Consider the following 15,737-nt stretch of genomic DNA (forward strand, 5'->3'; position numbering starts at 1 on the left):
AGAGAGAGCAGCGCTATCTCACGGCCAAACCATCGAAAGTCGTGCTTGTTACCCAGTCGATGATCTGGTCATGCGTGTATTGGCCTGACTCCTTGAGCAATGCCACGACCGGATCGCAGGCGCGCGCGAACAGAGTGTAGAGTACTAGTTCAGCGGGTAGTCGCAACTGCAAATGACCACCTGTCTGGGCTTCGGTAATCCACGTACTGAGCCTATTGCTCAACGCAATGAGTCGATCCATGTACTCGTCGTTCGATTGCAATGAGGCGCTGAGACTCGAATTTTGCGCCGGAAGTGAGGGCATTTGTCCTTCCAGTTGCGTTTGCATAGCCCACCGCACGACTGCTTTGAGCTGATCCAGCGCAGGAGTGCTCTGACCGGATTCGGCTACCTGCTCGGCCTCTCGGCGCAAGCCATCCACAAAACTCAAAGCACGATCCAGCACGCCGACCATCGCTGCGCCGGCTAGCTCTTCTTTGGAAGTAAACAACTTGTACAGACTGGCCTTGGCGACTCCTGCTTCAGCAGCGACCTCATCCACCGTCATCGCGTCGTAGCCCTTAGTCGCCAAAAGGCGGTTCACCGCCGCCACGACAGCCTCTTCCCGTACACGTTGAATTTGTTCTTTGATTGTTGACCGAGCGTTCATAGCCAATATTTTAGGACGCACAAGATCATCTTGCACACCAGATAGTGCAAATTTGAAATTTAAGGTTTATAGTTTGAACTAAGCAGTTCAAGATTTGATCTTTTTGGTTTTCTTGAGTGTTCACCCAATACTTCAAGGAGCTTTCATGCCTCGCATAGCTGTTATCGGTTCGGGCATATCCGGTCTGGCCGCCGCATTTCGTCTAGCTACCTCCCAAGCATCGCACGGCGTTTGCTTAATCGAAGCGACCAGCCATTTCGGCGGACATGCCAACACGTTAGAGCTCTGCCTAGATGATGTAAGCCATGGCGTAGATACAGGATTCCTAGTATTCAATCATCGTACCTACCCCATGCTCACGCAGCTGTTTAGTGAACTCAATGTGGAAACGGCACCTTCCGAGATGTCTTTTTCAGTTCAAGTTCCCAGCGTCGATGGCAGGTGCGGACTCGAGTGGAGCGGCAGCTCCTTAGGAGGAGTTTTCGCTCAACGCAGAAATCTGCTGCGTCCCCGCTTTATCGGCATGCTGCTCGAGATCTTGCGCTTCAACAGCCTGACCACAGATATCGCAGAACGCCAGATCGAGGCACAGCTCAATGCTTCAATAGAGGACTTTCTGGACCAGCATGGCTTCGGTAAAGCGTTTCGCAGCGACTATCTGCTGCCCATGATTGGATGCATCTGGTCCTGCCCTACGGATCAGATGCTGCGCTTTCCCGTCGCCACCTTGATTCGCTTTTGCCACAACCATGGACTGATCCAGGTCACACATCGGCCTCAGTGGTACACCGTGCGCGGCGGTTCTCAGCAATACGTGCGTCGCATGATTGCCCGAATTAAGCAGGATGGTCGCCATGAAACCAGATTGGACACCCCAGTGCTGAGTTTGAAGCGCGATACGCATGGGGTCATGCTGCAGATGCCCCATGGGTCGGAGCATTTTGATGCGGTTGTTTTGGCCTGCCACAGTGACCAGGCGTTGCGTTTGCTGGGTCAAGATGCGACACCGTTGGAGCGTGCAGTGCTAGGTGGAATTCGATACCAGCCCAATGAAGCAGTTCTGCATACCGATACAGCCGTGCTGCCGCAACGCCAGGCAGCCTGGGCGGCCTGGAACTACGAACGTGCACCATCCCTCAGCGCAGAGAATGCCGGTGTCTGTCTGCACTATCTGATCAACCGTTTACAGCCCCTGCCTTGGCAGCAACCCGTACTGGTTTCACTGAATCCAACTCGACCAGTCGCAGAGAACAAAGTTCATGCGCGTATTCAGTACAGCCACCCTGTTTTCGATCAGGCTGCGATCTTTGCACAACAGCGTGTTGGTGAGTTACAAGGTAGGCGCAATACTTGGTTTTGTGGCGCTTGGTGTGGCTATGGGTTTCATGAAGATGGCTTACGCTCAGGTCTCGAAGCTGCCGATGGAGTGCTCCACTCTCTGAGCCACACACAGCAACCAGTGCTCCCAGGGGCCATCTTGGAGGAAGCTCTATGAGCGTTCCTCCTCTGATTGGCTTTGGCCATATCTGGCATCGCCGGCTTCGGCCAGTCGAGCATGCATTCCGTTACCCCGGATATTTTCTGCTGCTTCCCATGCGAAGCCTGCGTGAGCATCCGGTTGCAGTGCTGCGGCGCAATCGGCGCGGCTGGCTCAGCTTTCATGACAGCGATCATGGCGACGGCAGCTGCGACTCTTTGGCCTGGTTCGAAAAGCTGTTGCAGCAAGAAGGTATCCGGGATGCAGATGGAGAAATCTGGCTGCATACCTTTCCCCGCGTGCTGGGCTATGCCTTCAAGCCGGTGAGTTTCTGGTACGCACACCGAGCAGATGGCTCGCTGGCAGCAATCCTGGCCGAGGTCAACAACACCTTTGGTGAGCGTCATGCCTATCTTCTCGCAGGACCTCAGCTCGCCTGGGATTGCGAGCATGTGGCGCACAAGTGCTTTCATGTCTCACCATTTTGCGAGACCCAGGGAGAGTATCGCTTCCGCTTCAAACGCAGTGAAAGCACCAATCTGGCGCTCGTGGATCTCTACGACGAGACAGGGCCGCTGCTGCGCACGGGCGTCGAAGGGACACTGCATCCCTTGAACACCTCCACAGTGCGCCAGGCTTTCTTCGGCACGCCGCTGATGACACTCGGAGTCATCTTCCGCATCCACTGGCAGGCACTCCGCCTTTGGGCGAAGCGGCTTCCTTTCCATCGCAAACCACCTGCGCCCAAGCGCTTTGTAACACGATGAACACGACCACTGTCCCCCTACTGAGCAAGTCCGCCGGTTCAACGCGCTCCCTGCCACGCAGCGCCAGTCGCGTCATGAAACTGTTGGAGCATTTGCCGCACGGCCAACTGGATTTGCAATTGCCTGATGGACGAGTGCGCCATTTCCCGAAGCAGATCGCAGCGGAAGCAGACGCACGCTGTGCAGTTCAGCACTGGGAAGCTTTGGACCGAATCCTGAGCTCGGGCGATATTGGACTAGCCGAGGGCTATATAGATGGCCAATGGGACAGCCATGACCTCAGTGCGCTATTGCGACTTTGCATCAGCAATCGCGACCATCTGGAGCAGTTGGTGTACGGCCACTGGTGGGGCCGCCTGGGATTCAGGCTGCGCCATCTGCTTCGCCGCAACACGCGGGCGGGGAGCGCAAAAAACATTCATGCCCACTATGACTTGGGTAACGACTTTTATAGGCTGTGGCTGGATCCGACCATGAGCTACAGCTCTGCCTGGTTCGAAGGGCTCAGCGGTACAGCCTTACAAGCCGCCGACCTAGAACAGGCACAACTATCCAAAGTAAGACGTGCGTTGAGCGAAACAGGACTCCAGCCTGGTCAGCGCCTGTTGGAAATCGGCTGTGGCTGGGGGGCGCTGGCAGAGACGGCGGCCACCGAGTTTGGCGCACAGGTGACCGGCGTCACCTTGTCGCGCGAGCAGCTGCAGTGGGGCATGCAGCGCATCACACAAGCAAGCTTGCAGGCTCAAGTCGACCTGCGTTACCAAGATTACCGGGATCTGGTGGCTGAATATGCGGCGCAGCCCTTTGATGCGATTGTGTCCATCGAGATGTTCGAGGCCGTCGGGCATGAATACTGGCGTACCTATTTCCAGGTGCTACGCGACTGCCTCAAGCCCGGCGGCTACGCTTGCCTGCAATCCATCACCCTGCGCGAAGACCTGTTTGCGCGCTATCTGCACTCCACCGACTTCATCCAGCAGTTCATTTTCCCGGGCGGTCTGTTGCCCAGCGTTACGGCCTTCGAGCAAGAGGCCCAACGCGCCGGCCTGACGGTGGAAAAGAAGATGCGCTTTGGCAAGGACTATGCCGAAACGCTCAGACGCTGGCGTCACGCCTTTGAGCAGCGCCTTGATGAGGTGCGAAGCCTGGGCTTCGATGAGCGCTTTGTGCGCATTTGGAGGTTTTACCTGGCCTATTGCGAAGCGGCCTTTGATACGGGCAACACCGATGTGGTCCAGTTCACTTTGCGCAGGCCTGACCATGCATGACATTCGACGGCGCCAAGCCCTGGTCTGGAGCGCCAGCCTTCTTGCTCCCACTATGACTCTAATGACCCACAACCTCTTGGCAGCTACGCCTGCCGCCCCTGCGGAGCTGCGCTCCACCCTGCCCTCGGCGCGCCTGATTGGAAGCGGCGTGCTGCGCTTTTTTGGTCTGCGGGTCTACGAGGCCCGTCTCTGGGCGCAGGCGGACTTCGAGCCGGCGGACTATGCACGCCAGCCGTTCGCGTTGGAGCTGGTCTATGACCGCAAGCTGGAGGGTGAGGCCATCGCCGAGCGATCGGTGGCCGAGATGCGGCGCGTGGGCAGCTTCTCCGAAGCACAGGCACGCCAATGGCTGATGATGATGAAGAAGGCCTTTCCTGATGTCGCTGCGCAGGATCGACTGCTGGGCGTGACTGACGGAGCCGGGGATGTGAGCTTTTTCCACAATGGACGCGAAACCGCACGCCTGCAGGATGCAGAGTACGCGCGCCTGTTTTTTGGTATCTGGCTGTCTGATCAGACTTCGGCGCCAGGCCTACGCGCTGCACTGCTGGGCAAGCGCTGAGGAGACAAAGACCATGCCCTCCCCCAGCTCAGCTCCATCCAAGCCGCTGCCCTGGCGTGTGGGGCTCGCTTATGGAGGTCTCGGCGTGCCGCTGGCATTCGTGTCGCTGCCGCTGTATGTCAACCTGCCTCATCACTATGCAGCGGTCGCCGGGGTGCCCTTGGCTGGCCTGGGGGCGGTACTGCTTGCCACCCGCGCTCTGGACGCGGTGCTCGACCCAGCCCTGGGACGCATGGCCGATCGCCTGCTGCAAAGCGGGCTGCGTGCCGCATGGCTGGCCGCGGTGCTCGGCAGCGTGCTCATGGCATTGGGCTTCGCTGCGCTGTGGCATCCTCCAAACGCCAGCCAAGCCAGTCTGCTGGGCTGGCTGGCTGCCAGCCTGCTGCTCTGCACTCTGGCCTATAGCGCCGTGAGCATCTTGCACCAGGCCTGGGGCGCGCGCTGGGGAGGTGAGCCTGATTGGCGCGCGCGCGTGACCGCTTGGCGCGAAGGTTCAACTCTCGCTGGCGTACTCCTAGCCAGCGTGCTGCCCACCTGGCTGGGTTTTGATGCAACCAGCATGGTGCTCATGATGGCGCTTGTCCTGGGCTTGCTAGGGCTGCATAGCCTGCGACGGTCCAGTGCGATACCGGCGTCCACCGTACAACTGCACACCAAGCCTGCTATGCCCTCACCATGGGCGGACGCAAGTTTTCGCAGACTGCTATCTGTATTCATGCTCAACGGCGTGGCAGCAGCAATACCCGCCACACTGCTGCCGTTCTTCGTGATGGATCGCTTGCATGCGCCGGATCTGCAGCCACTACTTCTATTGTGCTATTTCGGTGCCGCCGCTGCGGGATTGCCACTGTGGGTGAAGGCTGTCTCGCGCTGGGGGCTGGCGCCCAGTTGGCGCGCCGGCATGCTGGCGAGCGTGATCGCATTTTCCATCACCCCCTGGCTCGGGGCCGGCGACAGCTGGATCTTCACCATCATCTGTCTGACAAGCGGATTGGCCCTCGGGGCAGATCTGGCGCTGCCTGGGGCTTTACTGACCGGCGTCATCCACGAGTCTGGCCAAGGAGGCTCTGCAGAGGGACGCTATCTAGGTTGGTGGGCCTGTGCTGCCAAGCTCAATCTGGCATTGGCAGCTGGACTGTGCCTGCCGCTTCTTGCCGCAATGGGATACCGCAGCGACACGACCGACCCTGCCGGCTTGCAGGCACTGGCATGGGCATATGGAGGCCTTCCCTGCCTGTTCAAACTGATGGCCTGGGCTTGCCTGTGGCGTGGCGAGCGCCTGCACCAATCTTGGAGACTGAAATGAAATCCATGACAAGTACTTTCTCATTCCTGCCTTGGCGCCGCGCCGCAATAGGACTGACGTTCATGGGAATGCTGGCCGGCTGCGCGGGTCCGTCTGTGCAGGAATATACCCAGGAGCGCCCAGAACTGGATCTGCGTCAGTACTTCAACGGACCATTGACCGCTCACGGCTTGTTCACGGACAGATCCGGAAAAGTGGTCAAGCGCTTCACTGTGCGCATGACAGGCCAATGGAACGGCGACGAAGGCGTGCTCGACGAGCACTTTGTCTACAGCGACGGCAGCACGCAGCAGCGCATCTGGCATCTGAAATATCTGGGTGATGGCCGCTATAGCGGGCACGCAGACGATGTGGTGGGGCAGGCTCAGGGCCAGACGGCCGGCAACGCCTTCCATTGGAACTATGTACTGGCCCTGCCCGTGGACGGCAAGGTCTGGAACGTGAGTATGGATGACTGGATGTATCTGATGGATGGGCGCACCATGCTCAACCGTGCTGCCATGAGCAAATTCGGTGTTCATCTGGGCGATGTGACTCTGTCCTTCGTCAAGGAGTAAGTGCGATGTCGCTGCTGCACGCAAGGCTCAATCCGCCGCTGTCCCACTGGCAAGGGAAATGTGCCTGGATAGTCGGCGCTTCTTCAGGCATAGGGCGAGCCACCTCAGAGGCTCTACATGCGCAAGGCGCTCGGGTCATCGTATCGGCCAGAGATGCAGTTGCTCTGCATTCCTTGACCCTAGGCCGCAGCGGCTTTCTGGTCCTGCCGCTGGATGTCACCCAGCCCGAGACCATGGCTGAGGCCACTGCGACGGTGAAAGCTTATGCAGGGGCGCCGGATCTGGTGCTGTATTGCGCAGGCCGGTACAGACCGCAACGCGCGACAGCTTTCGATCTGCTGGAGATGCAGCAGCATCTGGCGGTCAACTATGTCGGCGCTCTGCAACTGCTGGACGCTGTCATGCCGATGCTGCTGGAGGCCGGGCGTGGTCACCTGGCTCTGGTCGGCAGTGTGGCCGGCTACCGGGGCCTGCCCATGTCCCTGGCCTATGGGCCCACCAAAGCCGCGCTCAACAACCTGGCAGAGAACCTCTATCTGGATCTGCACCCTCGGGGCCTTGGAGTCTCCATCATCAATCCCGGTTTTGTGGATACCCCTTTGACCGCACAAAACAGCTTCAAGATGCCGGCTCTCATCAGCCCTGAAGAAGCCGCTCAGCATATCTTGCGCGGCTGGAGGCTGGGGCATTTCGAAATGAACTTTCCCCGTCGCTTCACGCGCTGGGTGAAGCTCATGCGCTGCCTGCCCGATAGCTGGTATTTCTCGGCGGTACGTCGTGTCACCGGAATGTGATCTCACCCGCAGCCGTCTGCACTTCAAGTGCGCATACGTCGATGCACTGTTGCCATTCAGCCTGAATCTCGTACACCAGAGCCTGCCGTGGTCTCTGTTTACTTCACACTATCGAGGCGCTTTATGCATATTTCAAGAAGCTCTTTCATGCGCGCTACAGCGCTAGCGGCCGTCTTTGTCGGGACCCAGCTGGCTTTATCGGGCTGCGCCGTATCTGTACCTCGTGGGGTGGATCCGGTGAGCCATTTCGATATCAATCGTTATCTTGGAACTTGGTATGAGCTGGCCCGCATTGATCACCACTTTGAGAAAAATCTGATCCAAGTGGCAGCACGTTATCAGCTCAACGCGGATGGCAGCATTTCCGTGCTGAATCGAGGATTTGACGCGCGCAAGCAGGAATGGCGCAAAGCCGAGGGGAAAGCCCACTTTTTAGGACCGTCCAATGTAGCGGCACTGAAAGTCTCGTTTTTTGGCCCGTTTTACGGCGGCTATAACGTTGTCAGCCTAGACGACGAATACCAGACCTCTCTGGTCATAGGCGGTAGCCTGGATTACTTTTGGCTGCTGTCGCGCCAGAAGTCCATCCCAGAGGAGCAACTTCATTTGCTGCTGCTAAAGGCTAAAAGTTTCGGCGTAGATCTCAGTCGTGTAATCCGGGTGCCCCAATAGCGCCCATTGCCGCCAGGTACAAGCATTTTCAAACGACTTTGAAGTTCGCACCGCGGCCTTTTGCATCGCAGTGAACCGACTCATTCGTGCCAGTCACAGGTAGTCAACCTCAGCCAGACACTCCATTGACATGATGACTTCTCACCCTACAGCGGGCAGCACCGCCCACCGCATTGCCATCATTGGCGCCGGTACGGCAGGGCTCAGCTGTGCACAGTTCTTGGCCCATGCCGGGCACCAGGTGCATGTGTTTGACAAAAGCCGTGGTCCTTCGGGGCGCATGAGCACGCGTCGCAGCAGCGATAGCGATGCGAACTGGCAGTGCGATCATGGCGCCCAGTACTTCACGGCGCACGATGCGGATTTCCGCGCCCAGGTAGCAACGTGGGAACAAGCCGGGGCTGTAGCTTCATGGTCCGCCCGCATCGGCAGCTACGATGGGCAACGCTTCATGCTTCAAACCAGCGCCGGGCAGCGCTTTGTCGGCACTCCGCGCATGACCTCGCCTGCTGCACATTCGGTGCGCTGCATGACGGGCAGTCCCAACCCGGTACGCTTTCAATGGCAATCCACCATCGAGCCATTGCAGGCCGATATGGGCGATGGCTGGCTGCTGCGCAGCCTCGAACACGGCACCGAGTCCTTGCGCTACCAAACCTTACTGCTGGCTGTGCCCGCACCGCAGGCCGCGCAGTTGCTGGCTGGCGTGTCTTCTGAAGCCACCACTCTGTCAAACAATACCCGGATGCGCGCCTGCTGGTCGGTTATGGTGCGCTGCGCCCACCCGGTGCCACTTCCGGTGGACGGCTGCTTGGTCGAGCACAGCCCCCTGCACTGGATTGCGCGCGACAGCAGCAAGCCCGGGCGCATCGGCCCCGAAACCTGGCTGTTGCACGCCAGCGGCAGATGGAGCGAGGCACATGTGGAAGACGACGCAGCCTCGGTAACAGCTGTCCTGTTAAAGGCCTTTGCGAAACTGGGCGGCCCCGATCCGGCCAGCGTGCAGGCGACGGCCCACCGCTGGCGCTATGCCGACACGGCCAACCCGCTGAACATGGGCTCCTGGTGGGACGCGGCTGCCAGTTTGGGGATGAGCGGTGACTGGCTGCACAACGGCACCGTGGAAGGCGCCTGGCTCAGCGGCATCAGCTTGGCCCGCCATGTCCATATGGCACTGCTCGCCCATGCCGGATAAACTTACTGGAAGCGCACTATGCACCACACTGCCAACTAAGCCCTGCCCGTGCTGGGGGTACCCGTTTGCCTGACACAAAAAGTGGGCCCAGATGTGGGAGTAGATTAAGTACTGCTCCGAATGTTGCCGCAGCCAACGCAAACCGCCGCCTTCACCCGGAGCGAAGCTATGAGCACGGCCTGGTATGGCTGCGCAACGACCTGCACCTGCACGACCAGCCCGTGCTGCACGCAGCCTGCTAGCTGGGGGCGCAGCACCTGCTGCCCGCGGTATTCCTAGCCGATGTACAAGCCACCACCCAATGGGCCTCTGTCCGCATCAGCCCGCACAGCAGCGCTTGGTTGGCCAACACCATTCAACACCTGCTGCAACGCTTCCAGCAACTACGCTCTCGGCAAAGCATTTTGAATCAGTGTGAGGCCCCTACCCTGCCCGGCCTGGCGCAGGCTGTGGGGCCAACCGCATCGTCTGTGAGGACATCGCCGCCCCCCCCGAGGAACAGGCCGAAGTCGGTGCCCTGCGCGCCGCCGGCCTACAGACGCACATAGCCACATTCGCTCGCACCGAAGAGAACTTCCAGTTGGGCCAGGTCATCCCCAATGCAGTGCGTGAAGCAGCGAGTGGCAAGGTTGCACCCCTAGCGGTAGACCTTCCAAATAGTGTTTCTAAACTAGTTGCACACACGTTACGGTAGCCGACAGTTGTATCAACGAACCTGCGTTTGGTGCGCCATGAAGGTGAGTTTGAGCAGTTTCAGGGCGAGCTGGCCCTGCACCGTCTGGGCCTAGTGCCGGCGAGTCAGCCTGCACCGCACAACCCCATCCTACGACTTACCAACTAACGGCTGGCAGACGCGTATGTTGAATGGTCCAGGCACTCGCACATGATCGGCAAGGGTTAGCATTAAGGCTTTCCTAGCAAGCTGAACGACTTATCAGTGCTGCTGCCGACTAATCACTCCGCCTAGCGCCTGGAGCTGTATAGCTGGTTCGACACTCAAGGACTACGCCCACGCATCGTTGGTGAATTTCACGACAGCGCGCTACTGTCGGTATTTGCCTAGAGGGGTCTGGGCGTCTTTCCCGTCAGCCACCTTGGCGAAAACAATTTCGCATTCATAAGAGACCTGCGTCTACTTGGAAAAGTCCAAAGCGTGAGAGAGGAAATACATGCCATCAGGTCACTTAGAGGTCAAAGCCATCCTCTAGTGCTGGAAGTAATTCATGCAGCAGTGAGTTCAATTATTGAAGCGCGAGATGAAATGAGCACTCGGCACCAAAAGTCTGTGCTCCATGACAGACGAATCGCCGATCCAAGCGGTCATCAGAGATGGCTTTTTACGGCTTTGTGACCATAGCTTGATCTGCTCAGAGAGCCAACTGCACCTGGTTGCGGCCTTTGGCCTTAGCTGCGTAGAGGGCGGTGTCGGCACGGCTGAAGAGTTCGGGCAGCGAGGACTGGAGACCAGCCGGCTGCACCGCAAGACCAAAGCTGGCGCTCAGGTTTAGCATGCTGCCATCGGGCCGGTGCAGCGGCTGCTGCATGGCTTGGCGCAAGCGCTCGGCCAGGGCCAGTGCCGCTTTGTCATCGCAATCGGGCAGCAGCGCGATGAACTCCTCGCCACCATAGCGGGCCAGCAGATCGCCTCTGCGCAGTTGGGCCTGCGCGAGTTGCGCCGCATGCTGTAGCAACTGGTCGCCGGTCTCGTGACCATGCTGATCGTTGATGCGCTTGAAATGGTCCAAATCGAACAGCATCAGCGCCAGCGGCCAACGATGACGTTCGGCCTGGGCCAGTTGGGCCGGCGCCTGATCGTCGAAGGCACGGCGATTCATCAGCCCGGTCAGATGGTCGCGGTGGCTGAGCTGGCGAAGCTCGGTAATCAGGGCCTCGCGCTCGGCCTCCAGCTCCTGGGTTCGTTGCAGGCTGGCCTGCAACGCATGCACTGCGGCCTGCAGCTCGCCGATCTCGTCGCTGCGCTGGACCGCAGGTAGCTGCCGGTTCAGCCGGCCACGCATCAGTTCCATCATATGCTGGGTGATGAGCAGCAGGGGCGACAGCACACGGCGGCGCAGCGTGATGAAAACGCCAACCTCCAGCACCAGGATGCAGCATCCAATCAGCGCGTTTACGCGCAGCCGCCGCCAGGCTGCCGCCACCTTCTCCAGCGTCTGTTCGCGGCCTACCTCGTGCAGAGTGTCCCGCAGATCGACGATGCTGCGCATCCCCGGGACATGGCGGGAGACAAACTGTGCCGAGTCCATGCCATAGGGCAGGCCGGCAAGGCCTCGAGCGGTAATTTCGGCGATAAAGGGCAAACTTTGACCGAAATAGCGTTCCTGCTGGGCCTGCAGCGCGGCGTCAATGCGCGGATCAGAGAGGCTGGTGCGCGCCTTTACATCCAGCAGAGCCTTGAGCTGCTCGATGCGGCCGAGCATTCGAGGAATGCCGTCGCGCTCTTGCGGGCCGAGGGGCGAACCGCTGGCCAGCGGCGCGGTGAATTGCGAGCCCAAGCGGCCAGCATGCTCACGCAGCTCAGCGGCGTAGCGCGCGCCAACCAGCGGCAGCGACAGGCTGGGATGGATGCGCTCGGCACTGGCCGAAAGCAGGGTAATCGCCTCTAGCACCGTGTCGACGACCTCGAACATCTGGTCGATGACCTGACGGGTGCGGCGTTTATCGACGGCCGCGCGCTCAGCCTGGGGAAGGGCCGCCACCCGCTCAAGCTCTTGCCGGGCTGCCTGCATCTGCGTGCGCGCCCGCTCCAACACCGGCAGGGCAGTCAGCAGCTCGGCTTCCTCACGTCGGCGCAGCCGCGTCAGCGCCACATCGAAGGCCGCATCGGTCTCCAACTGGAACTGCGTCAGGCGCTTGCGCAAAACGTCCGAGGGCGGATCGTTGAGTACCGGGATAGCAGGACCTCGCTCGGCCGAGGCGTGTTCGGCGACCTTCATGGCAGCATAGGCCAGCTCCATCGCCTCCAGTCCGAATTCAGCACGGCGCACGTCCTGCCAGTCGGTCCACATAGTGCGCACCAGCATCAACGAGACCAGACTAAGCAACAGCACAGTGGTGCAAAGGAAAAGACGGCTCAGGCGCATAGCGCCCAATATTGTCGGCGCAGCCGCTACGCTACTGTTGCGCTTATTCCTCCACCAGCCCGGAAACTCCCGGCCGATGCGAAAGTGGCGCTCAATCTTGATCTCTGACGGGGTGTTGTTGCGGTTGCACATACGTACAGACTAGCAAGTCGGATTTCTCTAATGCTGTGTAAATAAACAGTATAAAAATGGGGTTCACATTCACATCGAACATCACTACAACTGGCGCTTTCAAGACAAGCTCGGTAAGTGGCGCACCACCAGGCATCTCTGCTCCGAGGAGATGATTAAAAAGGAACATCCAGAAGCCACCCCGGTTGAGGGAACTCTCACAGTCATAGAGGTGACTGGCACGCTGAACGAAAACTGGCTAGGCACACACAAAAACACAATGTCAGGTGTAATGCGCAAGCCGAATAGTGATGATGCTTGATGAGGACGTGCCCTCTGTTGTGTACTCCAGGCCGATATGGCTTTCCCAATGAGCGCTGCCCTGCAAACCACCAAGAGCTGCCTGTCAGTAGAAGACGCAGCAGCCAGCCAGCACCGCTTTGATATGCTATTGCGAGTCGATAGACAAACATATTTAGCTTCAGCATGATCTTGGAATTCAAGCGCCTTACAGAAATCGACCTGATAGACATCATTTCGCTCAACAACAATCCCGATGTGCTACGGCAAATGCCGCTTGGAAGTGCAAATTTCGATCTTTCGAAGGCAAAAGAATGGGTCCAGCAAAAAGACGTACAGTGGCAACAATATGGCTACGGTCCGTGGGCATTTCTAATTAATCAGAAATTTGCTGGTTGGGGTGGCCTGCAATACGAGAAAGGCGATGCGGACCTGGCTTTAGTGCTTCATCCTGATTTTTGGGGGAGTGGAAAAGCGATTTATCACGAGATCGTTAAACGGGCATTCACCTCTCTGAGGCTGGAGTCCATCACAATTCTGCTTCCCCCCTCAAGGACAAAAATCAAAGGGATTTTCAGGCTAGGCTTCCAGCCTGACGGCGAAGTAAACATTGAAGGTACTCGCTTTCAGCGTTTTCGCCTTTATGCGCCCAACGGCCCCGTTCCGTCAGTTAGCTGAGCAGAGTGCCTGAAGTCGGCCCCGCCTCAAACACACGCACAGTCGCCAACCTAAGCAGTTGCGCCGCCTCCCATATTGCCCCCCGCCAGCCACTGGTCACATCCTGCATCTCGATCGTGATCACGCTGCGCTTGTCCTGCTGGTCCGTCGGCAGCCTGTGGTCTGACTTGTGCATGCAACTCATCGAGGGACGAGAGTCGGTATTGAGACTAGATAGCAAATGAAGCATGTATAGAGTGATCTAGTCAACGAAACTCGAAGTGCTCCCTGTGCAATTGCCAGCTAGCAGTTGGCAACGATTGCTCCAGTGCTTGCTCCAACTGCTTGCCCATGGAAGCTGGGCCACAGAACCACACCTGCAATGGCTTGTCGGCCTGATAACGTTGAAGCACCTCTTTGGGCGTCCAGCGATGGCCGTCGGCAAAGATATCCAGATGCACATCGGGATGAAGCGTCGCAGCCTCTTCCAGAGCTTGAGCAAGAGGATCGGTCGCATGCTGGCAGGCGTATTGCAGCCAGGCCTGTGGGGCATGGCCGTCATGGTGAAGCTGGCCTAGCCAGGAAAGAAAAGGAGTCGCGCCAACGCCTGCGCCAACCCATACATGCACGGCACCATCGTCGTGATCTGGAGGCACAAAGCGGCCATAAGGACCGTCCAGCTCCACAACGATGCCGGGCTGCAGACGCTCGGGCAGGCTGCGAGTCCAGTCGCCCAATTGTTTGATGTGAAAGCGCACGACATGATCTTGCTGATCCGCATCGGACAGCGTGAACGGGTGCGCCTCTTTCTCCCCTGGCAGGCGCAAAAAGGCGAATTGCCCCGCAGCATGGCCTGGCCAGGAATCATCCATACGGCATTGCACCTCCAGCACATCACCGAGCTGCGTGCATGACAGTACGGTGCCCGCATGGGGATAGCGCGATCGCAGGTCACGCACCAGTTGCATCACGGCGGCAACGACGCCGAGGGCCATTGTCAACGCCAGCAGCCAGCCGCCCACTCCGCTCCAATAGCCAGGAGGAGTCAGCACAATGCCATGAAACACCAGTATCAGATATGCCAGAGGCATGAATCGATGAAACCAGTACCAGCGTTTGTAGGGAACTGCGCGACGAGCCAGCGTAATGACCAGCATCAGGATCAATGCATAAAAGGTCCATTCGCCCAAGGTTTTGGCATAGGGCTTTAGGAGGCTGACCCACTCGGGCACGGGCACCTTGGTCAGCCTGCCAGTGCTGCCAATAGCCGTCGCGATGAGGGGCTTGGACTGCTTGACCAGCCAATGCGCCAAGCTCAACGCAATGGCAATGATGCCCAGCCATTTGTGCAAACGGTAGGCCTTATCCATGCCACCCAAAGGCGACTCCACCCAGCGAGGGCGCAACGCCAAGACCATGATGGCCGTCATGGCCCCCAAAGCCAGAATACCGGTCAGAAGCATGCCTTCTTGGCGTGCCACCCACAAAAAATCACCCGAAGGGGATGGCGACAACCAAAAAGCCTCGACGGCCCAGATCACAAAGAAAGAAGTTAGAACAAGAAAAATAGAACGGCGCATGAGAGCACTCCAATTCGCTCGAATCCTGCAGCAACCGGATAAATAAACAGGTATGGGCTTAACGCATACATAAATGGCTACATCGACTCCATAACGGCAGACCAGAATTTCTGCTTTGCGGTTCAAGCTGCTTTTAGATTGATGTCAATGAAGCTAACCTGGCTTCAGGATTAGCTGCTTGCCATAGGTCAAGCCAGGCTCAACGGCGAGTATTGCGGCGCTCCAGCTCACCCATGTAGGTGTTCACATACAGCGTCATGTCATGCCCCTTGGAATTCCAGAACTCGGCTTTGTATCGGCTATTACTCCATCCAATCTCGCGAATTTGATCGTACCCGGCCGCATGTAACTTGTCATATCTCTCTCGCACGCTCAGCGCTGTGGCCAAGGAAGTGGCAGCAGGCTCCAATCTCTGTGCATAGAAGAATCTCGCTTGCTTTCATTGTTTGAAAGATGACGTGAAGCCCGCATGAATTCGCCATTCATCAAAAGTTCATCTACTTTAGGAGCTACGGCAGTTCACACTGGCCAAGCCCAATGAGCTGTGGGGCGTGATGATTGCGGTCGACGGGACGGAAATGCCTTTGTTCGAAGGCTACTAAAGCGGCCACTAGCTATAGCTTCAAGGTACACGTAAAAAAATTTGCACTGGGTGCATCCAAACATCGATCTCGTGGGTAGTACCTGCAGCAACGCAAAAAATGTGCTGCTTCAGTGAATCCTTCCAACCGATCTAATTGG

The 15,737-nt window shown here is 58.3% G+C and carries 13 protein-coding genes; 10 read left to right on the forward strand and 3 right to left on the reverse strand.

The features are described 5' to 3' along the window. Positions 1-13 precede the first annotated feature (13 nt). Entirely contained in the window at positions 14-649 is a 636-nt protein-coding gene (locus CTR2_RS15850; protein ID WP_034408419.1) for a TetR/AcrR family transcriptional regulator, read from the reverse strand. A 145-nt stretch (positions 650-794) separates the two neighbouring features. Between CTR2_RS15850 and CTR2_RS15855 the strand changes: the two genes are divergently transcribed. From CTR2_RS15855 to CTR2_RS15895, 9 genes are all read left to right on the forward strand, one after another. Then, positions 795-2,144, forward strand: a complete 1,350-nt coding sequence (locus tag CTR2_RS15855) for an NAD(P)/FAD-dependent oxidoreductase (protein ID WP_087082774.1) — start codon at positions 795-797, stop codon at positions 2,142-2,144. After that, positions 2,141-2,893: a DUF1365 domain-containing protein gene (locus CTR2_RS15860; RefSeq protein WP_087082772.1), complete on the forward strand. Its 753-nt coding sequence runs from the start codon at positions 2,141-2,143 to the stop codon at positions 2,891-2,893. Before CTR2_RS15855 ends, CTR2_RS15860 begins: the two co-directional genes overlap by 4 nt. Beyond that, positions 2,890-4,161 (forward strand): SAM-dependent methyltransferase, encoded by a 1,272-nt coding sequence (locus tag CTR2_RS15865; RefSeq protein WP_054075229.1) that lies wholly within the window; start codon positions 2,890-2,892, stop codon positions 4,159-4,161. Before CTR2_RS15860 ends, CTR2_RS15865 begins: the two co-directional genes overlap by 4 nt. Further along, positions 4,154-4,723 (forward strand): chalcone isomerase family protein, encoded by a 570-nt coding sequence (locus tag CTR2_RS15870; RefSeq protein WP_172415207.1) that lies wholly within the window; start codon positions 4,154-4,156, stop codon positions 4,721-4,723. Before CTR2_RS15865 ends, CTR2_RS15870 begins: the two co-directional genes overlap by 8 nt. Before the next feature lie 13 nt (positions 4,724-4,736). Beyond that, the gene (locus tag CTR2_RS15875; protein ID WP_087082770.1) at positions 4,737-6,029 is read left to right on the forward strand and encodes an MFS transporter; all 1,293 of its coding nucleotides are present in this window, start codon (positions 4,737-4,739) and stop codon (positions 6,027-6,029) included. Beyond that, on the forward strand, positions 6,026-6,586 hold the full coding sequence (locus tag CTR2_RS15880) for a DUF3833 domain-containing protein (protein ID WP_087082768.1): 561 nt from the start codon (positions 6,026-6,028) through the stop codon (positions 6,584-6,586). Before CTR2_RS15875 ends, CTR2_RS15880 begins: the two co-directional genes overlap by 4 nt. 5 nt (positions 6,587-6,591) lie before the next feature. After that, positions 6,592-7,380 (forward strand): SDR family NAD(P)-dependent oxidoreductase, encoded by a 789-nt coding sequence (locus CTR2_RS15885; RefSeq protein ID WP_087082766.1) that lies wholly within the window; start codon positions 6,592-6,594, stop codon positions 7,378-7,380. A 228-nt stretch (positions 7,381-7,608) separates the two neighbouring features. Further along, on the forward strand, positions 7,609-8,052 hold the full coding sequence (locus CTR2_RS15890; protein ID WP_087084554.1) for a lipocalin family protein: 444 nt from the start codon (positions 7,609-7,611) through the stop codon (positions 8,050-8,052). A 133-nt stretch (positions 8,053-8,185) separates the two neighbouring features. After that, positions 8,186-9,247 carry an NAD(P)/FAD-dependent oxidoreductase gene (locus CTR2_RS15895; RefSeq protein ID WP_054075226.1) on the forward strand — a complete coding sequence of 354 codons (1,062 nt, stop codon included), beginning with the start codon at positions 8,186-8,188 and terminating at the stop codon, positions 9,245-9,247. A gap of 1,367 nt (positions 9,248-10,614) precedes the next feature. Here CTR2_RS15895 and CTR2_RS15900 read toward each other — a convergent pair. After that, positions 10,615-12,288, reverse strand: a complete 1,674-nt coding sequence (locus tag CTR2_RS15900; RefSeq protein ID WP_254913299.1) for a GGDEF domain-containing protein — start codon at positions 12,286-12,288, stop codon at positions 10,615-10,617. Positions 12,289-12,945: 657 nt separating this feature from the next. Here CTR2_RS15900 and CTR2_RS15905 point away from each other — a divergent pair. Further along, positions 12,946-13,437 (forward strand): GNAT family N-acetyltransferase, encoded by a 492-nt coding sequence (locus CTR2_RS15905; protein WP_087082763.1) that lies wholly within the window; start codon positions 12,946-12,948, stop codon positions 13,435-13,437. Between the two features lie 245 nt (positions 13,438-13,682). On the opposite strand, the gene CTR2_RS15910 is transcribed toward CTR2_RS15905, so the two are convergent. Beyond that, positions 13,683-14,996: a ferredoxin reductase family protein gene (locus CTR2_RS15910; RefSeq protein WP_087082759.1), complete on the reverse strand. Its 1,314-nt coding sequence runs from the start codon at positions 14,994-14,996 to the stop codon at positions 13,683-13,685. Positions 14,997-15,737: the final 741 nt, after the last annotated feature.

Origin of the sequence: Comamonas thiooxydans (genome assembly GCF_002157685.2) — a bacterium.
Classification (GTDB): Bacteria; Pseudomonadota; Gammaproteobacteria; order Burkholderiales; family Burkholderiaceae_C; genus Comamonas; species Comamonas testosteroni_H.